Genomic DNA, 21,098 nt, shown 5'->3' on the forward strand with positions numbered 1-21,098 from the left:
ACGCAGGCGTAATCAGTGAGCCTAAGAACAAGAAGCGTTGATAATACAGACACAAGCCAAGCGAAGAAAATGACGAACGCCTGATTTAAACTGGAATGAAATCAGGCGTTTTCATCAACCCATATCTATCTTCACACCAGCCAAAGTGCCAGCCCCGTAGTCATCATCGCCACGTCTGGTTTTCAACATCAAGCGCAAATCATTAGCCGAGTCAGCACTGTGGAACGCATCCTCTTCACTGATCTTGCCTGCAACGACTAAGTCATACAAAGCTTGGTCAAAGGTCTGCATCCCAATCTCTTTTGATTTCGACATCGTTGCTTTTAGCTCATGTAACTCACCGCGACGAATTAAATCAGACACTCGTGGGCTGTTGAGTAAAATCTCAAACACACCATGACGACCGCTGCCATTCTTATCTCTGATTAATTGCTGAGCGACCACACCACGCAGGTTCATCGACAGATCAAACAAGAACTGTTCTTTTTGTTCCTTCGGTACCAAGTGGAGAATACGTTCTAACGCTTGGTTAGCGTTATTTGCGTGCAAAGTTGCCATACACAAGTGACCTGTTTCAGCAAAAGTCATCGCGTATTCCATGGTTTCACGGCTACGGATTTCGCCAATCAAAATCATATCAGGTGCTTGACGCAAAGAGTTCTTAAGCGCAACTTCATAGCTCTCGGTGTCGAGCCCAACCTCACGTTGAGTCACGATGCACTTTTTATGTTCGTGAACGAATTCAATTGGGTCTTCAACCGTCAAGATATGCCCCGAACGGTTGGTATTGCGATAACCCGTCATTGCAGCCATTGAGGTCGATTTACCAGATCCAGTCGCACCAACCACCAGCACAAGCCCACGCTTTGCGATTGAAAGATCTTGCAGTACATCAGGAAGCTTTAATTGCTCAAAGGTCGGGATGTTAGTTTCGATACGACGAATTACCGCTCCTGGTAGCTCTCGCTGAAAGAATGCACTAACACGAAAACGACCAAAATCACGCACAATGGCAAAGTTAGCCTCACGCGTTTTCTGATATTCATCGCGTCGATCTTGATCCATCATCGCGTCAAGCAACAGTGCGACCTGAGCCGAATTCAGCTTATCTCCCTGAGGTCGCAGTTCACCATCCACACGAAACAGGATTGGAGCATCGACAGTGATATAAAGATCCGAAGCTTTTTGAGACAGCATCCCCTCAAGAATTTGATTCAATTCCATTTTGTTCACCTTGATTAAAACATTGAGGTTTCAATTTCGATCTTTTTCTCGACCTCTTCTGAATCAACCAAACCTTGAGCCATCAGCTGCTTCGCATTTTGCTCCATGGTCTGCATACCGTGTGCCGCGCCCGTTTGAATAATCGAATACATCTGCGCGACCTTATCTTCACGAATCAAGTTTCTGATTGCAGGTGTTGCCATCATGATTTCATGACAAGCCACACGACCACCACCGACACGCTTTAACAGTTTCTGGGCAATCACCGAACGTAACGATTCAGACAACATTGAACGCACCATGTCTTTGTCGCTACCCGGGAATACATCGATAATACGGTCGATAGTTTTTGCCGCAGAGCTCGTGTGTAAGGTACCAAACACTAAGTGACCAGTTTCAGCTGCGGTTAGCGCTAAGCTGATCGTCTCTTGGTCACGAAGCTCACCAACAAGGATTACGTCTGGGTCTTCACGTAACGCACTACGTAACGCCGCTTTGAAGCTGTGAGTGTCGCGGTGCACTTCTCGTTGGTTGATTAAGCATTTGTTGTTGGTATGAACAAATTCGATCGGGTCTTCGATCGTCAGGATATGCTTATTGTGGTTACGGTTAACATAGTCCACCATCGCCGCCAAAGTTGTCGACTTACCCGAACCTGTGGGCCCGGTGACCAATACTAAACCTTTTTCGTAATTAGATATTCTTTCAAATATCTCAGGAGCCCCTAACTGTTCAAGGGTCGGAATTTCTACAGGAATGGTACGAAATACCGCAGAGCAGCCACGAGATTGGTTAAAAGCATTAACACGGAAACGACCAACGTTGGGTAATTCAAAAGAGAAGTCGACTTCCAGTTTTTCTTCAAACTCACCGCGTTGTGAATCGTCCATGATCTCAAAAACTAAACGATGCACATCAGCATGACTCAAAGCTGGTATTCCAAGCTTCCTTACTTCACCATCTATACGTACCATTGGAGATACACCCGCAGAAAGATGTAGATCTGACGCGTTATGCTTTACACTAAAATCTAGTAACTCAGTGATATCCATTTATTTTCCCTTAAGTAAAGTCAGCTATGAGTAGTATTCAACAAAATATCGAACAAATCACCTCACAGATTCGTAGTGCTGAGAAAAAGTGCGGACGAGATCCAGAGTCCGTGCAACTTTTAGCCGTCAGCAAAACTAAACCTATTGATGCGATTCTAGAAGCCGCACTCGGAGGACAAGTTGCCTTTGGTGAGAACTATGTTCAAGAAGGTGTTGATAAAGTAAAACACTTTTCAGAACAACATCCTAACCTAAATTTAGAGTGGCACTTTATTGGTCCAATTCAGTCCAATAAAACTCGTCCAATTGCGGAAAGCTTCCAATGGGTACATTCCGTTGATCGCGATAAGATCGCACAAAGACTTAATGATCAACGTCCAAGCGAACTTCCACCTCTACAGGTGCTGATTCAAGTGAATACCAGCGGCGAAGAATCCAAGTCTGGAACGTCAGAAGAGACAGTTTTTGCACTCGCGGAGTTGATTTCATCGCTCCCCAACCTCACCTTAAGAGGATTGATGTCAATTCCTGCAAACGTCTCTGACTATCAATCACAGCTTAATGCATTTTCTCAACTGGCAGAGCTTAAAGGCAAGCTAGCCGCGAAATATTCAGACATTGATACCCTTTCGATGGGTATGAGTGGTGATATGGATGCAGCAGTTGAGGCTGGTAGCACAATGGTTCGTATTGGAACGGCTATTTTCGGTGCTCGTGATTACGCTAAATAGCGAAAAGCAAGTAACCAATGACATGTATTGATACCGCTTCGCTTTAACCGCGCAGCGACACGCTCAGGATTTTATATATGGAACATAAGAACATCGCCTTTATTGGGGCAGGAAACATGGTTCGCTCAATTGTAGCGGGCTTAGTAGCAAGTGGTTACCCAGCGCAAAAGATTACGGCAACAGCACCTTCAGACACCAGAAGGCAGCCGTTAGAGCAAGAGTACGGCATCAATACCACCAGCGATAATATTGCCGCTGCTGAGCAAGCAGACGTTGTTGTGTTATCCGTGAAGCCACAAATGATGGCTGATGTATGTAAACCCTTACAAGATATCGACTTCAGCAACAAACTGGTTATCTCAATTGCCGCGGGTATTAATGCGAATCGACTCAATGAGATGTTAAACTGCCAACTGAACCTTGTTCGTGTGATGCCAAACACGCCATCACTGCTTGGTAAAGGGATGAGCGGTCTTTATGCCGACTCAGCGGTCAGCCAAGATGATAAAGACTTCGCTTCTCAGCTGATGCAAGCTGTAGGTCAAGTCAGCTGGGTTGAGCAAGAGTCTGGTATCAATAACATCATTGCGGCGGCGGGGAGTGCTCCGGCTTACTTCTTCCTGTTTATGGAAGCGATGCAAGCTGAAGCAATTAACCAAGGTTTTGACCAAGAAACCGCTCGTAAATTAGTGCAACAGTCTGCATTAGGCGCGGCAGAGATGGTGGTAGCAAATCCAAATACTGAATTATCTACACTGCGTGAACAAGTGACTTCAAAAGGCGGAACGACCGCAGAAGCATTACACACGTTTAATGAACATCAACTATCAGACATCGTAGCCAAAGCCATGCAAGCGGCGGTCGCTCGAGCTGAAGAGATGGAAAAACTGTTTTAATACTCGTTACAGTACAAAAGCATTGTGCCGTTCGGGTTATACCTAGCGGCAAGTAAATCCGAAAAAGGAAACAATATGAATTCGATGAGCTTTCTGATCTCGACCGTTTTTGATCTTTATATCATGGTTGTGATCTTGCGTATCTGGCTACAAGCATCACGTGCAGATTTCTACAACCCATTCTCACAATTTATCGTAAAAGCGACACAACCGGTTGTTGCCCCGCTACGCCGAGTGATTCCATCAATAGGAAGCCTTGACCTTGCGACTGTTGTTTTCGCTTATGTGCTGTGTGTACTTAAGTTCGTCGCTCTAAACTTGATTATCTCTGGCGGTGCGGCTGTATTTGATATCAGCTTCCTGATCTTTGGCGCACTATCTCTGCTCAAAGCGGCTGGTGGGTTAATTTTCTGGGTTCTACTAATCCGCGCAATCCTGAGTTGGGTTAGCCAAGGCCGTAGCCCAATCGAATACGTATTCCACCAGTTAACAGAACCAATGTTAACGCCGATTCGCCGTATCCTTCCAGATATGGGTGGCTTCGACCTAAGTGTGCTTGTTCTGTTCATTGTTCTGCAATTTGCGAACTTCCTAATGGGCGACATGATCGGTCCTATTTGGTATCAACTATAATTCAAGTACGAACATCAGGTACTTTGACGATGCCAAAAGCAGTTTGGGCCGAAGAAGAAGACATTCTTCTTCGGCTCTATATCCAACCCAAAGCAAGCCGAGACAAAATTGTCGGCTTGCACGGTGAAGAACTGAAAATTGCCATTACTGCACCACCGGTTGATGGCAAAGCAAATGCTCACTTAGCGAAATACCTTGCGAAACAATTTAAGGTCGCTAAAGGGCAAATTAAGATAGAAAAGGGAGAGCTCGGTCGGCATAAGCAAGTTCGAATATGCTCGCCAAGCCAGATCCCAACAGAAGTCAAAGCCATCCTATGATGGCTTTTTGCTATTTATTGGAGTCACTATGCGTCTATGGATTACAGCACTACTTACCGCTCTTGTTGCCCTACCAAGCTCAGCAGGACAATTTAAAAACATTAAGGATGTCGAGGTTCACTACTCGGCTTTTAACTCGACATTTCTAACTGCTCAAGTCGCTAAGCAATACAAGCTTAAGCGAAATGGCTACTCAGCGATTCTGAACATCAGCGTGTTAGACAAAGCTTCCCTTGGCAAGCCTGCAACAACAGCTAAAATCACGGGAACAGCGAAGAACCTTGTAGGCAACACTCGCACGCTTAACTTCCGCGAAATAAAGGAAGGTGATGCGATTTATTACCTAGCTGAGTTCCCTGTAACACACGAAGAAAACATCACTTTTAATATCGATGTTAACGCAGGTTTGAAAGGCACAGGCCCACTGCGATTCACACAAAAATTCTATATAGAAGAGTAGGTTCAGCCGTCACTTTTCTGTTCACTAACTTATTAGAGCCACATCCCCATGAGTAAGATTGTTTTAGCCACAGGCAACCAAGGTAAAGTTCGCGAGATGGCAGATATTCTGTCTGAGTTTGGTTTTGACGTTGTCGCGCAAAGTGAATTTAACGTTTCAGAAGTCCCTGAGACAGGAACAACTTTCATTGAAAATGCCATCATCAAGGCTCGCCATGCTGCGAAAGAGACAGGGCTGCCAGCGATCGCTGACGACTCAGGTTTAGAGGTTGATTTCCTTAAGGGTGCTCCGGGCATCTACTCAGCGCGTTACTCAGGTGAAGGGGCGACGGATAAGCAAAACGTTGAAAAGCTGCTTGATGCCATGCAAGGTGTGGAAACTGAAAAGCGTACTGCTCGTTTCCACTGTGTGTTGGTGCTAATGCGTCACGAAAACGATCCAACACCATTAGTGTGTCACGGTAAATGGGAAGGTCGTATTCTGACTGGAGAACACGGTGAGAATGGCTTTGGCTACGATCCTGTGTTCTTTGTACCAGAAGATAACTGCGCCTCAGCAGAGCTTGAATCGTCACGTAAGAAGCAACTGTCACACCGCGGTAAAGCCCTCGCGTCATTATTTAAGACTCTCAAGGAGCAAGCTCTGTAATGCACAATACAGCGCTTATACCACCCGCACTTAGCCTTTATGTCCACATCCCATGGTGTGTACAAAAGTGTCCGTATTGTGATTTCAACTCACACGCTCTGAAAGCCGAGATTCCTGAAAAAGAGTACATCGATGCACTGCTTGAGGATCTCGATACCGATATCGAAAAATACCAACTCAATGGCGCACCTCGCCCATTGCATTCGATCTTTATTGGTGGCGGCACGCCGAGTCTATTTTCTCCAGAAGGAATAGGCCGATTGCTGCAAGGCATTGAACAACGCATCCCGTTCAAACCTGAAATCGAAATCACTATGGAAGCCAACCCAGGTACCATTGAAGCTGAACGTTTTGCAGGTTACCAAAAGGCTGGTATTACTCGCATCTCGGTTGGTGTGCAAAGCTTTGAGCAAGAGAAGCTAGAAAGACTTGGCCGTATCCATGGTCAAGATGAAGCAGTGAATGCCGCTCACTTAGCACACAAGATCGGATTGAATAGTTTCAACCTAGATCTCATGCACGGCTTGCCGGATCAAAGCATAGATCAAGCATTGGCGGATCTAGACAAAGCGATCGAGCTCAACCCTCCACACTTATCTTGGTATCAGCTAACAATAGAACCTAACACCATGTTCTATTACAAAACGCCAAAGCTACCTGACGATGATGATCTTTGGGATATTTTCGATTTAGGTCATAAGAAACTCGCAGACGCAGGCTATGTGCAGTACGAAATTTCGGGCTACAGCAAGCCCGGCTACCAGTGTCAGCATAACCTTAACTATTGGCGCTTTGGTGACTACCTAGGTATTGGCTGTGGCTCTCATGGCAAGCTAAGTTTTGCTGATGGACGCATCATTCGCACAACTAAGGTTAAACACCCTAGAGGCTATTTAGCGGCTTACCAGAACATGGTGAAGCCTTATCTATCTGATGAGTTTGAAGTGCCGAATGAAGACCGCCCTTTTGAGTTCTTTATGAACCGCTTTAGGTTAATGGAAGCGTGTCCAAAACAAGATTTCATCGATACTACTGGGCTTGGTTTTGACGCTGTTCAGTCAACGATTGAGTGGGCAAAAGAGCTAGGTTACTTGAACGAAACCGACACTCACTGGCAGATAACCGAAAAAGGAAAGCTGTTCCTGAATGACCTGCTGGAAGCCTTTATGGCAGAAGAAGACGAGTAGTTCGAGATTCGAGAAGTATTGCGTAAGGGTTGGCTTTAGGGTCAACCCTTTTTATTGTAAGAATCTTTCTCGAAGCGAAGCGCTCTATAGGACGAAGTCCGTGCTCGCATCTCGCATCTTTCTTCTAAAAAATAGAACGACCAATTCGCTCTGAAAGCAACTCTAGCGCCTTAGTACCTGCGAGTGAGTTACCAGAAGGATCAAGCTCTGGAGACCACACTGCAATCGTCATCTCACCCGGTACGATAGCGATAATACCGCCACCTACTCCCGATTTACCTGGCATACCAACGCGATAAGCAAACTCTCCGGCTCCATCGTACAAACCACATGTCGCAAGCAAAGCATTCAGTTGTTTAGTTTGAACAGGCGTGATGATCTCTTTCTTAGTCTGAACCGACACACCTTTGTTCGCCAAATAGCTAAAGGTTTTCGCCAAATCCACACACGTCATTTTAAGAGCACAAGCATGGAAGTAGTTATTCAGTACTGGGATAACATCATTCTCAAAGTTACCAAATGAACGCATCAAATAAGCAATAGCAGCATTACGATCGCTGTGCATCATTTCTGAAGCCGCTACCACCTTGTCATACACAATATGAGTATCACCCGATAACTGACGCACAAACTCTAATAAGCGGTGTCTAGGCGCAGACAAGCGGCTTTGTAGTAGGTCTGCAACGACAATTGCCCCCGCATTGATGAACGGGTTACGGGGAATCCCATGCTCCATCTCAAGCTGAATCATAGAGTTAAAGGCTTGGCCAGAAGGTTCTTTGCCTACGCGTTGCCAAATCTCTTCAGGCTTGTATAACACCATAGCTAACGTCAGGCTCAAGGCTTTAGAGATGGATTGCACAGAAAAGGCTTCCTCTGCATCACCCGCTTGAATCACCTCACCTTCGTTTGTGTATACCGCAATCGCCAGTTTCTGGTTCGATACGCGAGCCAATGCAGGGATATAATCAGCAACCTTTCCCTGACCAATTAGGGGACGAACTTCGTCTAAAATCTCGGTCAAAATAGCTTGAGTTGGTTTCATGTGTGCTTACTTCTATATTGTTATTTTTGTAGGGTTCTAACATTACTTTCTGTCCTTAAACCTTTATTTCAATAAAAGCCTAAGGACAAAAAAGCCAACATTACAATAATGTTGGCTTTAATCAATCCCACAAAGTGTAAGGTTTAACCTAAAGCAGGTTTACCTTCACTTGTTGTGCTCGAGAATTACTTAGTACGCTTGTACTTAATATCCCAAACACCATGACCAAGACGGTGGCCACGAGCTTCAAATTTAGTCAGTGGGCGCTCATCTGGGCGAGGAATGTAATCACCATCTTCAGCGATATTCTCGAAGCCTGGAGCAACGTTCATCACTTCAATCATGTGCTCTGCGTAGTTTTCCCAGTCTGTTGCCATGTGGAAAATACCAGTATCAAGTTGAAGCTTACCGCGAACCATTTCTGCAAACTCAGCCTTAACAATACGACGTTTGTGATGACGAGCTTTGTGCCATGGGTCAGGGAAGAACAGTTGCAGTGTATGCAGGCTGCTATCTGGAATCATGTGTTCAAATACTTCTACTGCATCGTGACACATCACACGCAGGTTAGTTACGCCAGCATCACGTGCTGTACCTAAACAAGCACCAACACCTGGGCTGTGAACTTCAATACCTAAGAAGTTTTTCTCAGGTGCGTTCTTTGCCATTTCAACCAGTGATGCACCCATACCGAAGCCAATCTCTAGTACAACTGGGTTATCGTTGCCAAATACTTCTTTCCAGTTAAGAAGCTCTGGGTTGTAGTCGATACCCATTGTTGGCCAACATTCGTTCATCGCGTTTTCTTGGCCTTTTGTTAAGCGGCCTTCGCGGCGAACAAAACTGCGGATCTTACGAACCAGTTTGCCGTCTTCAGTATATTCGTTAGTGGTCACTTCACTCATTGATTTTTGCCTGCACATTGATTAATCAAAGCGGGGATTATCCAAAGAATTGCCTCCGGTGCAAGTCTTTCCGTGGATAAATTCCCACACAATTTGTCTGTTTTACATCCAACCGTAAGTGTGGTGCAATTTCACTCCTAATAATAGCAAAGCATAGAGCATGTCGTGACTCCTTTCGCAACCGCCATATTAAAGTGGTATGACGCCTTTGGGCGTAAAAAATTACCTTGGCAACAAAACAAAACCGCCTACACCGTTTGGCTATCTGAAATCATGCTTCAGCAGACTCAGGTTGCTACGGTGATTCCATACTACCAACGCTTCTTGGAACGTTTCCCAACGGTTATTGACCTAGCGAACGCCGAACAAGATGAAGTGCTCCACTTATGGACGGGGCTTGGTTATTACGCGCGAGCTCGTAACCTTCACAAAGCAGCCAAGATTGTTGCTGAACAATATGGTGGTGAGTTTCCGCTATCTATTGAAGAGATGAACGCGCTGCCGGGCATCGGTCGCTCGACTGCAGCAGCAGTGCTGTCTTCGGTTCACAAGCTTCCTCATGCGATTCTTGATGGCAATGTAAAACGAACGCTTGCGAGAAGCTTTGCCGTTGAAGGGTGGCCGGGGCAAAAGAAAGTCGAGAACCAACTTTGGGAACACGCCGAAGCACATACTCCGAACAAAGATGTCGATAAGTACAACCAAGCAATGATGGACATGGGTGCGATGGTTTGTACCCGTAGCAAGCCTAAGTGCACCTTGTGCCCGATTGAAAGCATGTGTGAGGCCAAGAAGCTCGATAGACAGCTCGACTTCCCAGGCAAAAAGCCTAAGAAAGAAAAGCCAGTAAAAGAAACATGGTTTGTGATTCTGTATCACGATAACCAAGTGTGGCTCGAACAGCGCCCTCAATCTGGTATCTGGGGAGGCTTATTCTGTTTCCCTCAAAATGAAAACGCAGAGATCGAACATCAGTTAGCTCTTCGCTCGATCAAAGACACTCAAACCAATTCGATCAAGACCATGATTGCGTTTAGACACACTTTCAGCCACTACCACTTAGATATCACGCCAGTATTAGTGAAATTAGATAAACAACCAGATTTGATAATGGAAGGGACTAAAGGTCTCTGGTATAACTTATCAAAACCGGAAGAAATTGGCCTAGCCGCTCCTGTAAAGCAGCTTATTGAGAGCCTACCCTTTGAACTGAACGACGACGTTTGAATCAACGAACGCGATAAGAGGAACCACTATGAGCCGCACTGTATTTTGTGCTCGCCTTCAAAAAGATGCTGAAGGCCTAGATTTTCAACTTTACCCAGGTGACTTAGGTAAGCGTATCTTTGACAACATCTCTAAAGAAGCTTGGGGGCAATGGCAAAGCAAGCAAACCATGCTGATCAATGAGAAGAAGCTAAATATGATGGATCCTGAACATCGTAAACTTCTTGAAACTGAGATGGTTAACTTCCTTTTCGAAGGTAAAGATGTCGTTATTGATGGCTACACTCCACCAAGCGAATAAGACATTTATTTAAGCAAATTTTAATGACATCATGGTTCACGCTGTGATGTCATTTTTGTATGAGGAACTATGAAAAAGCTAAGTTACTTCCTAACAGCCATGTTGTTAACAGGCTGCAGCCGTGAATTTGTCGAAAGCATTTATGATGTTAATTACGAACCGACCAACCGATTCGTAAGCAACTTGGCAGAGCTACCTGGTCAGTTTGAAAAAGACACCGGAGCACTGGATGCGTTGATTAATAGCTTTTCTGGCAATATCCAAAAGCGCTGGGGCAGCAGTGAAGTAAAAATGGCAGGTAAGAGTAACTATGTGAAATACATAGACAATTACTTGAGCCGCTCAGAAGTAAACTTTAGCGAAGGCCTAATAACAGTAGAAACCGTGTCCTCAACTGAGCCTAAAAAACACCTCAAGAATGCGATAATGACGACGCTTTTGACGCCAGATGATCCGGCGCATGTCGACCTATTCTCTTCAAAAAGCATTAAATTAGAAGGTAAACCTTTCCTCTACAATCAGGTCGTCGACCAAGAGAAAAAGCCTATTCAATGGACATGGCGCGCTAACCAATTCGCTGATTACCTGATCGCTAATAACCTCAAAACCAAAGAAGTCGACTTTAAAAAAGCCTACTACGTTGAGATCCCGATGGTGGCCGATCACGCGAGTCAGCGTAGTTATCAATATGCAGATATCGTCCGACGTGCCTCTCAGCGTTATGACATTCCTGAAGACTTGATTTACGCGATCATCAAAACAGAAAGTAGTTTTAACCCATATGCGGTGAGCTGGGCGAATGCATATGGTCTTATGCAAGTCGTACCAAAAACGGCAGGTCGAGACGTATTTAAACTGGTAAAGAACAAGCCTGGAGAACCCACTCCTGAGTATTTATTCAATCCAGAAAACAACATTGATGCTGGCACGGCTTACTTTTACATCCTCAAGAATCGCTACCTTAAAGACGTGCAACACCCAACAACGCTTGAGTACAGTATGATTTCTGCATACAACGGCGGTACTGGTGGGGTACTCAATACCTTCAGTAAGGACAGAAAGCGGGCAATGCGTGACTTAAATTCATTGCAACCTAGTCAAGCTTACTGGGCACTGACAAAGAAACACCCAAACAAAGAGTCGCGTCGATACTTAGAAAAAGTAACAAAATTCAAGAAAGATTTTAACCAAGGTAAAACGTAAGCCTCACTTTTGAATAAAAAAACAACTAACGAACGTTTTTTTTAATTATTTTCAAAAAAGGTGTTGACGGTTATGCAGAAAATCCGTTTAATAGCGCTCCGTTGCCCGGATAGCTCAGTCGGTAGAGCAGAGGATTGAAAATCCTCGTGTCGGTGGTTCGATTCCGCCTCCGGGCACCACAATTTGATTTGTTGGTGTCATTACTCTTTAACAGGGAGTAGCAACACGAACAAAAGCATAAAGAATTTAGTGTGCCGACTTAGCTCAGTAGGTAGAGCAACTGACTTGTAATCAGTAGGTCACCAGTTCGACTCCGGTAGTCGGCACCATTCTTTTGCCTCGATAGCTCAGTCGGTAGAGCAGCGGATTGAAAATCCGCGTGTCGGTGGTTCGATTCCGCCTCGAGGCACCATTATTTGGCACTTAACAAATAATGGTCTTTATAGACCTGATGTTGAGACAAGTAATTCCCCTTTAGTTCAGTTGGTAGAACGGCGGACTGTTAATCCGTATGTCGCAAGTTCAAGTCTTGCAAGGGGAGCCATTTTAAAGAATTTCATTTTATATGAGGTTTTAATTAGAGAGTTTATTCTCTAAAGCAAAGAATTTAGTGTGCCGACTTAGCTCAGTAGGTAGAGCAACTGACTTGTAATCAGTAGGTCACCAGTTCGACTCCGGTAGTCGGCACCATTCTTTTGCCTCGATAGCTCAGTCGGTAGAGCAGCGGATTGAAAATCCGCGTGTCGGTGGTTCGATTCCGCCTCGAGGCACCATTATTTGGTACTTAACAAATAATGGTCTTTAATAGACCTGATGTTGAGACAAGTAATTCCCCTTTAGTTCAGTTGGTAGAACGGCGGACTGTTAATCCGTATGTCGCAAGTTCAAGTCTTGCAAGGGGAGCCACATTCAAGAAAGCCAAGTCGAAAGACTTGGCTTTTTTTTCGTTTGAGCAAAAGCTAACTCTATTCAGTACATCAAGCCTTAATCATCCCCATAAAATTAAAGACATCCCCTTTCCTATCTCGACAGTACCAATCCTTTAATTTGTTCTAATTCTCTCGATGCAAACTAAACCACCTCTGAAATTAAGCACCTTTAGCCGCTTGTCGTCACATAAAAATAAACAGCATGATAAACTGTTACTTTTTTTGCTTCGTAAATTTAATCTTCATCATGTTTTGATATCTTTCTGATATCTGCCCTACACGACTTAGATTAAGATTCGATGAATTATATCTAATACTAATTATTGAATCGCTACGCAGGAAAATATGAAATTAAAAACGCAAGCTTACTTATTATCGGGCATCATCTTGATCGCTCTGCTAGCGCTAACTGCGACTGGTTTATGGACCTTGAGGGTCGCGAGTAACATGGACAACAAAGCTCGTGTGACAGAGCTATTTAAGAGCGCATACAGCATTCTTACTGAAGTCGAAAAAATGGCTATTGATGGCACTCTAGAAGAACAACAGGCCAAACAGCTTGCTACTCGCCTGCTACGTAACAACATCTATAAAGACAATGAATACGTTTATGTTGCGGATGAAAACATGACGTTTGTTGCGACACCTCTGGATCCACAACTACACGGAACCAGCTTTAATGATTTTAAAGACGGTGATGGAAATAGTGTTGGCCAACTCATTCAACGAGTACTGGGTAATCGTACTGGCCAGATCATTGAGTACACCTGGACACAAAAGCTTCCAGCCGGAACGATTGAAGAAAAACTGTCTATTGCAGAGAAGACTCCGCATTGGGGTTGGGTTGTAGGTACAGGTATCGGGTTCAATGAAGTCAATGCACGTTTCTGGTCGACTGCTCAATGGCAATTGTTTCTATGTGTCGCGATTGCTGGCCTTATTTTATCAAGCCTAATTGTATCTATTAAGCGAATGCTGGCACTTCTTGGCGGAGAGCCTAAAGATGTAAGAGAAGCGGTACAAGCCGTCGCAGAAGGCCGCATTCAAACCTCTTTTGAAACTCAGGCAATAAACGGCAGTATTTATCACGCTGTACAACAAATGAGTAAGTCGTTAGCCGAGCTAGTATCAAACCTTAATGCCTCAATGCTGGCATTAAGAAGTGAGTTACAGCGTGTGGAAGATCGTGCAGGTTCTATCGCTCAGCTGACCGAGACCCAGCAACAGTCGACTGAGATGATCGCGACAGCTATGACGGAAATGGCCTCTTCAGCCAACAATGTTGCTGATTCAGCGGGCGATACTGCGCGTAATACTGACGAAGCTGATAAACAGAGCCAACATACTCAGCAGCTAATTCACAACACAGTAGATAACATTCAAGGTCTAGCAGGCCAACTCGGCACAGCAAGTGAAGCCGTCGCTAACTTAGATAGCGATGTACATAACATCGTTAAGGTCTTAGACGTCATCGGTGATATTGCAGAACAAACTAACCTTCTAGCACTGAATGCGGCAATTGAAGCAGCGCGTGCTGGTGAACAAGGTCGCGGATTTGCCGTTGTAGCAGATGAAGTTCGCAACCTTGCAGGTCGAACACAATCAAGCACCAAAGAAATCCAACTAATGATCAATAACCTTCAAGAAGGCTCTCGTAACGCGATAAAAACCATGGAAGTGTGTGCGACTACCAGTGAAAGCACCGTAACAGAGTCTCAGAATGCCTCTGAAGCACTACAACAGATAGTTGTGGCGTTAGAGTCTATTTCATCAATGAGTCATCAAATCGCGACAGCCGCCGCTGAACAGACTCAGGTGAGTGATGATATTTCGAAGCGTATCAATATGATCGAAGAAAGTGGCAACCAACTGAGCAATGTAGTGACAGAAAGTCATAACAGCACTCAAACACTCGCCTCTCTTTCTAACGAATTAGAAGCTTGGGTTAATAGGTTTGAAGTAAAACACTAAACTCCCTAGAAAATTTTCAAATAAAAAAGCACGTTTTCATACGTGCTTTTTTTTATTTCGACGCCCATTCAGTGTAGTTAACCGTAGTTTTACTATCTTTTAGGGCATGCTAGACCTAGGTTTTCCACCCCAAATGAGCAAAAACAACCCACTAAGTATAGAAAAGCATCAAACGATACTTTTTTTGCAATTTAATGTTGACCCAGAACGCGAAAACACGTTTAATACACCTCGTCGCCCGGATAGCTCAGTCGGTAGAGCAGAGGATTGAAAATCCTCGTGTCGGTGGTTCGATTCCGCCTCCGGGCACCACAATTTATTTGTTGGTGTCTTAGACAACAACAGTAAAGCACAAAGAAATATTATGTGCCGACTTAGCTCAGTAGGTAGAGCAACTGACTTGTAATCAGTAGGTCACCAGTTCGACTCCGGTAGTCGGCACCATTTCTTTAAAGCTTTAAGAATAATTCCCCTTTAGTTCAGTTGGTAGAACGGCGGACTGTTAATCCGTATGTCGCAAGTTCAAGTCTTGCAAGGGGAGCCAAGTTAATCATCAAGCATAAGCTTTTTGATTCATGATGCCGACTTAGCTCAGTAGGTAGAGCAACTGACTTGTAATCAGTAGGTCACCAGTTCGATTCCGGTAGTCGGCACCATTCTCTTGATTAGAGACTAAACAATCAATTCCCCTTTAGTTCAGTTGGTAGAACGGCGGACTGTTAATCCGTATGTCGCAAGTTCAAGTCTTGCAAGGGGAGCCAATTAAAAGAAGCCGCATCATTGATGCGGCTTTTTTACATCTAAAGATCCTAACTTCTCAATACAACTACCCTCACCTTTCAAATACCATATTCAATTCAGAAACCAACCGTTTTCATATCCTTCAAAAGCTACAAATCTTCGCTACTTGATGCTCTTCAATATATCCCAACAACAAACGACACGTTCAGGTAAAAGTCACTTATAGTAACGTTACTACGCATTTTATTGATCAGGAGATCGGTTGAAAAAATCAATGCTAAGCCTGGAAATGAGAAAGCTAAATAACGAATCAAATAAGCGCTAGAAAAGCTCTGTAAGGCGCTTCAATCCAAATTGACACACAGTCACTCTTTATCAAAACTATCCACTACAATAGCGCCCATAGAGGCAGGCATTGAAATAACAATCACTCTTTTGAACGATACAACTGGGTCACTCAATAACGGTAATTTGTCCAGGCAAGTCAGTACCAAAGCAACGACCAATGCCGTCATAACATAAGCAATAACTATTCTGAAAATAAACACCGGCAACCGTGCGACAACATCTTTTTGAAAGACACTCTCATACGTATAGAAGCCTAAGAACACTGCGGACAGTAAAAATAGCAACAATAGATTAGCGGTAGGTAAAGTTTCCCCTAACTTCCAAGCCTCTTCAGAAAAAGAAATCGGCACGGCCAAAGCAAAAGATCCCACAAAGATTTGGCTCGCATCTTCAAAGTTAAAACTTAATTTCATAGTTCTACTCACTAGGTTTAAGGCTTTATCTATATCTTAAAATAATCACAAAACTATCCACAGATGGCTTGGGGGATTTTCTATTCTTACCAAGCAAACAGCAATAACACTTCTTAGTTTCATAGTAGTCGCAATAACCAAAACATAGCTTGAACTAACCAACAAGAAATCAATATGTTCAGAACAAAGCGGTCGAACAACTAATTTAATATCGAGTCAAAAAACACATCAAAATCGAAGAGAGACTGGTAGACATCCTAAGATACCAGCGCCTAGAACCAGATAATCTCAATCAGTTGGGTGATAAATATCACGGCACGGATCGAGGGATACTCTACTTCTTAGTTTATATATTCTTCCGGCATCACTTGGGGAGCTCAACCTAGCGACTCTCACCTTCAAACTAAATTTAGTCCGCTTTCACCCTTTGAAATACTTCGAACCAAGTGCTTAATGCTATAGAGAGTGGTTTAAGATTAATGCATAACAAGATCTATTAAGTCGACTCATTAAGGATTCTAACGTTCTTAGCAAAATCCTCCATGATGGAGTCCTAATTACACATCAGGCTATCCTCTAGATTCACTGATAGGCACTTCGTCACGTTCCCTAGACGAAGGGCTGCTAGCTAGTACTCGAGGAAGACTCCAAGCACTGAGCAAGCAGGATGAGTTGTAATGCTCGTATAGTTTCAGGTATTGAATGGGGGCACTGAGTCAGAACAGTCTCATTAACCTAACTTACAACGTCGTATGGTTCGAGTATTGGATCAGTAAGCTTAAAGAGCTGCATGCGTTTGAAGTCTTTCTTGTGTCAAACCACAATTGGAATCAGAAATGATGTGATTCTAGTCGTAGGATTGGGATTTCTGATAAATGACGGAATAGTGGGGACGCGTTGGCTAAGAGTTATGGGGGACGGGAGCCTTATGTGGAATTCATTAGATGGAAGGGCGAAGCACTATAATTTAGATGTAAAAAAGCCCCGCTATTTCTAGCGAGGCTTCTAAATAAATGGCGGAGTGGACGGGACTCGAACCCGCGACCCCCGGCGTGACAGGCCGGTATTCTAACCAACTGAACTACCACTCCGCAGTGTCTATTCAGCATAATGCAATTCAAGCCTGACGATGTCCTACTCTCACATGGGGAAACCCCACACTACCATCGGCGCTATTGTGTTTCACTTCTGAGTTCGGCATGGAATCAGGTGGGTCCACAATGCTATGGTCGTCAAACAAATTCTGTTGTTAACTTGATGAATCAAATCAACTAAATAGTGGTGCTGATACCCAGACTCGAACTGGGGACCTCACCCTTACCAAGGGTGCGCTCTACCGGGCTGAGCTATATCAGCAGTTCAAAAATCATTTAAAAACGATTCTGAAAACTTTTTATTTTCACTTTTTTAAAAGTGAAAATAAATTTGGAGCCTGGCGATGTCCTACTCTCACATGGGGAAGCCCCACACTACCATCGGCGCTATTGTGTTTCACTTCTGAGTTCGGCATGGAATCAGGTGGGTCCACAATGCTATGGTCGCCAAGCAAATTTTGCTTTTACTTTCAGTTTTTTAAAAACTGAAGGCAAAATAATCTGGAAAACTGATTTAAAAGTTATTTCTCTTCAAACTCATTCAAGCGTTTGGTATTTCTTTGAGTCCACAAAACCCCTTGGGTGTTGTATGGTTAAGCCTCACGGGCAATTAGTACAGGTTAGCTCAATGCCTCGCAGCACTTACACACCCTGCCTATCAACGTCGTAGTCTACGACAACCCTTTAGGACACTTATAGTGCCAGGGAAAACTCATCTCAAGGCTCGCTTCCCGCTTAGATGCTTTCAGCGGTTATCGATTCCGAACTTAGCTACCGGGCAATGCCATTGGCATGACAACCCGAACACCAGAGGTTCGTCCACTCCGGTCCTCTCGTACTAGGAGCAGCCCCTTTCAATTTTCCAACGCCCACGGCAGATAGGGACCGAACTGTCTCACGACGTTCTAAACCCAGCTCGCGTACCACTTTAAATGGCGAACAGCCATACCCTTGGGACCGACTTCAGCCCCAGGATGTGATGAGCCGACATCGAGGTGCCAAACACCGCCGTCGATATGAACTCTTGGGCGGTATCAGCCTGTTATCCCCGGAGTACCTTTTATCCGTTGAGCGATGGCCCTTCCATTCAGAACCACCGGATCACTATGACCTGCTTTCGCACCTGCTCGAATTGTCATTCTCGCAGTCAAGCGGGCTTATGCCATTGCACTAACCACACGATGTCCAACCGTGTTTAGCCCACCTTCGTGCTCCTCCGTTACTCTTTGGGAGGAGACCGCCCCAGTCAAACTACCCACCAGGCACTGTCCGTAATCCCGATTCAGGGACCAACGTTAGAACATCAAAACTACAAGGGTGGTATTTCAAGGACGACTCCACCACATCTAGCGACGCGGTTTCATAGTCTCCCACCTATCCTACACATGTAGGTTCAATGTTCAGTGCCAAGCTGTAGTAAAGGTTCACGGGGTCTTTCCGTCTAGCCGCGGGTACACTGCATCTTCACAGCGATTTCAATTTCACTGAGTCTCGGGTGGAGACAGCGTGGCCATCATTACGCCATTCGTGCAGGTCGGAACTTACCCGACAAGGAATTTCGCTACCTTAGGACCGTTATAGTTACGGCCGCCGTTTACCGGGGCTTCGATCAAGAGCTTCGACCGAAGTCTAACCCCATCAATTAACCTTCCGGCACCGGGCAGGCGTCACACCGTATACGTCATCTTACGATTTTGCACAGTGCTGTGTTTTTAATAAACAGTTGCAGCCACCTGGTATCTGCGACTCTCGTCTGCTCCATCCGCAAGAGACTTCACTGATAAGAGCGTACCTTCTCCCGAAGTTACGGTACCATTTTGCCTAGTTCCTTCACCCGAGTTCTCTCAAGCGCCTTGGTATTCTCTACCCGACCACCTGTGTCGGTTTGGGGTACGATTCCTTACAATCTGAAGCTTAGAGGCTTTTCCTGGAAGCATGGCATCAATGACTTCACTACCGTAGTAGCTCGACATCGTATCTCAGCGTTAAGAAAGTCCGGATTTACCTAAACTTTCCGCCTACATACTTGAACCTGGACAACCGTCGCCAGGCCCACCTAGCCTTCTCCGTCCCCCCATCGCAATTGTAAGAAGTACGGGAATATTAACCCGTTTCCCATCGACTACGCCTTTCGGCCTCGCCTTAGAGTCGACTTACCCTGCCCCGATTAACGTTGGACAGGAACCCTTGGTCTTCCGGCGAGGGAGTTTTTCACTCCCTTTATCGTTACTCATGTCAGCATTCGCACTTCTGATACCTCCAGCAGCCCTTACAGACCACCTTCAACGGCTTACAGAACGCTCCCCTACCCCACATACCCTAAGGTACGTAGCCGCAGCTTCGGTGTATAGCTTAGCCCCGTTACATCTTCCGCGCAGGCCGACTCGACCAGTGAGCTATTACGCTTTCTTTAAATGATGGCTGCTTCTAAGCCAACATCCTGGCTGTCTGAGCCTTCCCACATCGTTTCCCACTTAGCTATACTTTGGGACCTTAGCTGGCGGTCTGGGTTGTTTCCCTCTCCACGACGGACGTTAGCACCCGCCGTGTGTCTCCCGGATAGTACTTACTGGTATTCGGAGTTTGCAAAGGGTTGGTAAGTCGGGATGACCCCCTAGCCTTAACAGTGCTCTACCCCAGTAGTATTCGTCCGAGGCGCTACCTAAATAGCTTTCGGGGAGAACCAGCTATCTCCAGGTTTGATTGGCCTTTCACCCCTAGCCACAAGTCATCCGCTAATTTTTCAACATTAGTCGGTTCGGTCCTCCAGTTGATGTTACTCAACCTTCAACCTGCCCATGGCTAGATCACCTGGTTTCGGGTCTAATCCTAGCAACTGTACGCCCAGTTAAGACTCGGTTTCCCTACGGCTCCCCTAAACGGTTAACCTTGCTACTAAAATTAAGTCGCTGACCCATTATACAAAAGGTACGCAGTCACACCACGAAGGTGCTCCTACTGCTTGTACGTACACGGTTTCAGGTTCTATTTCACTCCCCTCACAGGGGTTCTTTTCGCCTTTCCCTCACGGTACTGGTTCACTATCGGTCAGTCAGTAGTATTTAGCCTTGGAGGATGGTCCCCCATATTCAGACAGGATATCACGTGTCCCGCCCTACTCGTTTTCACTGATTATGAGATGTCGATTACGGGGCTATCACCCTTTATTGCGGCACTTTCCAGAGCCTTCATCTGTCTCATTAAAAGCTTAAGGGCTAATCCAATTTCGCTCGCCGCTACTTTCGGAATCTCGGTTGATTTCTCTTCCTCGGGGTACTTAGATGTTTCAGTTCCCCGGTTTGCCTCCTGTAGCTATGTATTCACAACAGGATACTTGCTTATGCAAGTGGGTTTCCCCATTCAGGAATCCCAGACTCAAAAGGTTATTACTACCTAATCTGGGCTTATCGCAAGTTATTACGCCTTTCATCGCCTCTGACTGCCAAGGCATCCACCGTGTACGCTTAGTCACTTAACCATACAACCCGAAAGGGTCTTAGCGTATGGCAACTAACCAAGGTTTTTGGTTGTCATCAAGAAGGGTTAATTCTTAATGACTGTTTGCCGGACTCAATTGTGAATCAATGTAAACATTGATTCGAATACAAGACACTTGAATGTGTTTGTTGTGTTTATCTAATGAAAGATAAACATTGAGAACTTTTAAATTTGATTGAATTACTCGTAAGTAATCAATCAGTCAGCTTTCCAAATTGTTAAAGAGCTTGATTCAAACTAATGAACCATTTTTAAATATTTTCAGATAAAAA

The 21,098-nt window shown here is 44.9% G+C and carries 16 protein-coding genes, 14 tRNA genes and 3 rRNA genes; 23 read left to right on the plus strand and 10 right to left on the minus strand.

Features of this window, described 5'->3' with window-relative positions:
- Nucleotides 1-114: 114 nt before the first annotated feature.
- Both ITG09_13920 and ITG09_13925 read right to left on the minus strand, forming a co-directional pair.
- A complete protein-coding gene (locus ITG09_13920; GenBank protein UPR51771.1) occupies nt 115-1,224 on the minus strand; it encodes a PilT/PilU family type 4a pilus ATPase in 1,110 nt (369 codons plus the stop codon).
- Nucleotides 1,225-1,238: 14 nt separating this feature from the next.
- A complete protein-coding gene (locus ITG09_13925) occupies nt 1,239-2,276 on the minus strand; it encodes a type IV pilus twitching motility protein PilT (protein UPR51772.1) in 1,038 nt (345 codons plus the stop codon).
- Nucleotides 2,277-2,302: 26 nt separating this feature from the next.
- Between ITG09_13925 and ITG09_13930 the strand changes: the two genes are divergently transcribed.
- The 7 genes from ITG09_13930 to hemW all read left to right on the plus strand — a co-directional run bounded on the left by ITG09_13930 (nt 2,303) and on the right by hemW (nt 7,151).
- Nucleotides 2,303-3,007: a YggS family pyridoxal phosphate-dependent enzyme gene (locus ITG09_13930; protein UPR51773.1), complete on the plus strand. Its 705-nt coding sequence runs from the start codon at nt 2,303-2,305 to the stop codon at nt 3,005-3,007.
- Between the two features lie 77 nt (nt 3,008-3,084).
- Nucleotides 3,085-3,903, plus strand: a complete 819-nt coding sequence (locus ITG09_13935; GenBank protein ID UPR51774.1) for a pyrroline-5-carboxylate reductase — start codon at nt 3,085-3,087, stop codon at nt 3,901-3,903.
- 75 nt (nt 3,904-3,978) lie between these two features.
- A complete protein-coding gene (locus ITG09_13940; protein UPR51775.1) occupies nt 3,979-4,536 on the plus strand; it encodes a YggT family protein in 558 nt (185 codons plus the stop codon).
- Nucleotides 4,537-4,565: 29 nt separating this feature from the next.
- Nucleotides 4,566-4,856 carry a YggU family protein gene (locus ITG09_13945; GenBank protein UPR51776.1) on the plus strand — a complete coding sequence of 97 codons (291 nt, stop codon included), beginning with the start codon at nt 4,566-4,568 and terminating at the stop codon, nt 4,854-4,856.
- 28 nt (nt 4,857-4,884) lie between these two features.
- Nucleotides 4,885-5,316, plus strand: a complete 432-nt coding sequence (locus ITG09_13950; protein UPR51777.1) for a DUF4426 domain-containing protein — start codon at nt 4,885-4,887, stop codon at nt 5,314-5,316.
- Between the two features lie 48 nt (nt 5,317-5,364).
- Nucleotides 5,365-5,964, plus strand: coding sequence for an XTP/dITP diphosphatase (locus ITG09_13955; protein UPR51778.1), 600 nt, complete (start codon nt 5,365-5,367; stop codon nt 5,962-5,964).
- On the plus strand, nt 5,964-7,151 hold the full coding sequence (gene hemW, locus ITG09_13960; GenBank protein UPR51779.1) for a radical SAM family heme chaperone HemW: 1,188 nt from the start codon (nt 5,964-5,966) through the stop codon (nt 7,149-7,151). Before ITG09_13955 ends, hemW begins: the two co-directional genes overlap by 1 nt.
- A gap of 124 nt (nt 7,152-7,275) precedes the next feature.
- Here hemW and glsB read toward each other — a convergent pair whose 3' ends face one another.
- Nucleotides 7,276-8,196, minus strand: coding sequence for a glutaminase B (gene glsB, locus ITG09_13965; GenBank protein UPR51780.1), 921 nt, complete (start codon nt 8,194-8,196; stop codon nt 7,276-7,278).
- Between the two features lie 185 nt (nt 8,197-8,381).
- The gene (gene trmB / locus ITG09_13970) at nt 8,382-9,101 is read right to left on the minus strand and encodes a tRNA (guanosine(46)-N7)-methyltransferase TrmB (GenBank protein UPR51781.1); all 720 of its coding nucleotides are present in this window, start codon (nt 9,099-9,101) and stop codon (nt 8,382-8,384) included.
- 165 nt (nt 9,102-9,266) lie between these two features.
- Between trmB and mutY the strand changes: the two genes are divergently transcribed.
- The 16 genes from mutY (at nt 9,267) to ITG09_14050 (ending at nt 15,493) form a co-directional block, all read left to right on the plus strand.
- Nucleotides 9,267-10,328 (plus strand): A/G-specific adenine glycosylase, encoded by a 1,062-nt coding sequence (mutY, locus tag ITG09_13975; GenBank protein UPR51782.1) that lies wholly within the window; start codon nt 9,267-9,269, stop codon nt 10,326-10,328.
- Nucleotides 10,329-10,356: 28 nt separating this feature from the next.
- The gene (locus tag ITG09_13980; protein UPR51783.1) at nt 10,357-10,629 is read left to right on the plus strand and encodes an oxidative damage protection protein; all 273 of its coding nucleotides are present in this window, start codon (nt 10,357-10,359) and stop codon (nt 10,627-10,629) included.
- Nucleotides 10,630-10,698: 69 nt separating this feature from the next.
- Nucleotides 10,699-11,832, plus strand: a complete 1,134-nt coding sequence (gene mltC, locus ITG09_13985) for a membrane-bound lytic murein transglycosylase MltC (GenBank protein UPR51784.1) — start codon at nt 10,699-10,701, stop codon at nt 11,830-11,832.
- Between the two features lie 103 nt (nt 11,833-11,935).
- Nucleotides 11,936-12,011: transfer RNA gene (locus tag ITG09_13990), tRNA-Phe, on the plus strand.
- 74 nt (nt 12,012-12,085) lie between these two features.
- Nucleotides 12,086-12,161: transfer RNA gene (locus ITG09_13995), tRNA-Thr, on the plus strand.
- Between the two features lie 7 nt (nt 12,162-12,168).
- Nucleotides 12,169-12,244, plus strand: a tRNA-Phe gene (locus ITG09_14000).
- Between the two features lie 56 nt (nt 12,245-12,300).
- Nucleotides 12,301-12,376 (plus strand) — tRNA-Asn (locus tag ITG09_14005).
- A gap of 70 nt (nt 12,377-12,446) precedes the next feature.
- Nucleotides 12,447-12,522, plus strand: a tRNA-Thr gene (locus tag ITG09_14010).
- A 7-nt stretch (nt 12,523-12,529) separates the two neighbouring features.
- Nucleotides 12,530-12,605 (plus strand) — tRNA-Phe (locus tag ITG09_14015).
- A 57-nt stretch (nt 12,606-12,662) separates the two neighbouring features.
- Nucleotides 12,663-12,738 (plus strand) — tRNA-Asn (locus ITG09_14020).
- Nucleotides 12,739-13,106: 368 nt separating this feature from the next.
- Nucleotides 13,107-14,732 carry a cache domain-containing protein gene (locus tag ITG09_14025; GenBank protein UPR51785.1) on the plus strand — a complete coding sequence of 542 codons (1,626 nt, stop codon included), beginning with the start codon at nt 13,107-13,109 and terminating at the stop codon, nt 14,730-14,732.
- Between the two features lie 236 nt (nt 14,733-14,968).
- Nucleotides 14,969-15,044, plus strand: a tRNA-Phe gene (locus ITG09_14030).
- A gap of 56 nt (nt 15,045-15,100) precedes the next feature.
- Nucleotides 15,101-15,176, plus strand: a tRNA-Thr gene (locus tag ITG09_14035).
- Between the two features lie 24 nt (nt 15,177-15,200).
- Nucleotides 15,201-15,276, plus strand: a tRNA-Asn gene (locus ITG09_14040).
- A 36-nt stretch (nt 15,277-15,312) separates the two neighbouring features.
- A tRNA-Thr gene (locus ITG09_14045) sits at nt 15,313-15,388 on the plus strand.
- Between the two features lie 29 nt (nt 15,389-15,417).
- Nucleotides 15,418-15,493 (plus strand) — tRNA-Asn (locus ITG09_14050).
- 345 nt (nt 15,494-15,838) lie between these two features.
- Here ITG09_14050 and ITG09_14055 read toward each other — a convergent pair.
- The 6 genes from ITG09_14055 to ITG09_14080 form a co-directional block, all read right to left on the minus strand.
- Nucleotides 15,839-16,234 carry a DUF2391 family protein gene (locus ITG09_14055; GenBank protein UPR51786.1) on the minus strand — a complete coding sequence of 132 codons (396 nt, stop codon included), beginning with the start codon at nt 16,232-16,234 and terminating at the stop codon, nt 15,839-15,841.
- A gap of 1,014 nt (nt 16,235-17,248) precedes the next feature.
- A tRNA-Asp gene (locus tag ITG09_14060) sits at nt 17,249-17,325 on the minus strand.
- A 30-nt stretch (nt 17,326-17,355) separates the two neighbouring features.
- Nucleotides 17,356-17,471 (minus strand): 5S ribosomal RNA (gene rrf, locus ITG09_14065).
- Nucleotides 17,472-17,513: 42 nt separating this feature from the next.
- Nucleotides 17,514-17,590: transfer RNA gene (locus ITG09_14070), tRNA-Thr, on the minus strand.
- Nucleotides 17,591-17,664: 74 nt separating this feature from the next.
- Nucleotides 17,665-17,780 (minus strand): 5S ribosomal RNA (gene rrf / locus ITG09_14075).
- Between the two features lie 137 nt (nt 17,781-17,917).
- Nucleotides 17,918-20,806: ribosomal RNA gene (locus tag ITG09_14080) — 23S ribosomal RNA — on the minus strand.
- Between the last annotated feature and the right edge of the window lie 292 nt (nt 20,807-21,098).

It is taken from the genome of Vibrio cyclitrophicus, assembly GCA_023206055.1.
GTDB classification, from domain to species: domain Bacteria; phylum Pseudomonadota; class Gammaproteobacteria; order Enterobacterales; family Vibrionaceae; genus Vibrio; species Vibrio cyclitrophicus_A.

Coding starts and splice junctions, on each gene's coding strand:
- hemW (UPR51779.1), top strand. CDS start 5,964: ATGCACAATACAGCGCTTATACCACCCGCACTTAGCCTTTATGTCCAC.
- ITG09_13945 (UPR51776.1), top strand. CDS start 4,566: ATGCCAAAAGCAGTTTGGGCCGAAGAAGAAGACATTCTTCTTCGGCTC.
- ITG09_14025 (UPR51785.1), top strand. CDS start 13,107: ATGAAATTAAAAACGCAAGCTTACTTATTATCGGGCATCATCTTGATC.
- ITG09_13935 (UPR51774.1), top strand. CDS start 3,085: ATGGAACATAAGAACATCGCCTTTATTGGGGCAGGAAACATGGTTCGC.
- glsB (UPR51780.1), bottom strand. CDS start 8,196: ATGAAACCAACTCAAGCTATTTTGACCGAGATTTTAGACGAAGTTCGT.
- ITG09_13925 (UPR51772.1), bottom strand. CDS start 2,276: ATGGATATCACTGAGTTACTAGATTTTAGTGTAAAGCATAACGCGTCA.
- ITG09_13955 (UPR51778.1), top strand. CDS start 5,365: ATGAGTAAGATTGTTTTAGCCACAGGCAACCAAGGTAAAGTTCGCGAG.
- ITG09_13980 (UPR51783.1), top strand. CDS start 10,357: ATGAGCCGCACTGTATTTTGTGCTCGCCTTCAAAAAGATGCTGAAGGC.
- ITG09_14055 (UPR51786.1), bottom strand. CDS start 16,234: ATGAAATTAAGTTTTAACTTTGAAGATGCGAGCCAAATCTTTGTGGGA.
- ITG09_13940 (UPR51775.1), top strand. CDS start 3,979: ATGAATTCGATGAGCTTTCTGATCTCGACCGTTTTTGATCTTTATATC.
- ITG09_13930 (UPR51773.1), top strand. CDS start 2,303: ATGAGTAGTATTCAACAAAATATCGAACAAATCACCTCACAGATTCGT.
- ITG09_13920 (UPR51771.1), bottom strand. CDS start 1,224: ATGGAATTGAATCAAATTCTTGAGGGGATGCTGTCTCAAAAAGCTTCG.
- mltC (UPR51784.1), top strand. CDS start 10,699: ATGAAAAAGCTAAGTTACTTCCTAACAGCCATGTTGTTAACAGGCTGC.
- ITG09_13950 (UPR51777.1), top strand. CDS start 4,885: ATGCGTCTATGGATTACAGCACTACTTACCGCTCTTGTTGCCCTACCA.
- trmB (UPR51781.1), bottom strand. CDS start 9,101: ATGAGTGAAGTGACCACTAACGAATATACTGAAGACGGCAAACTGGTT.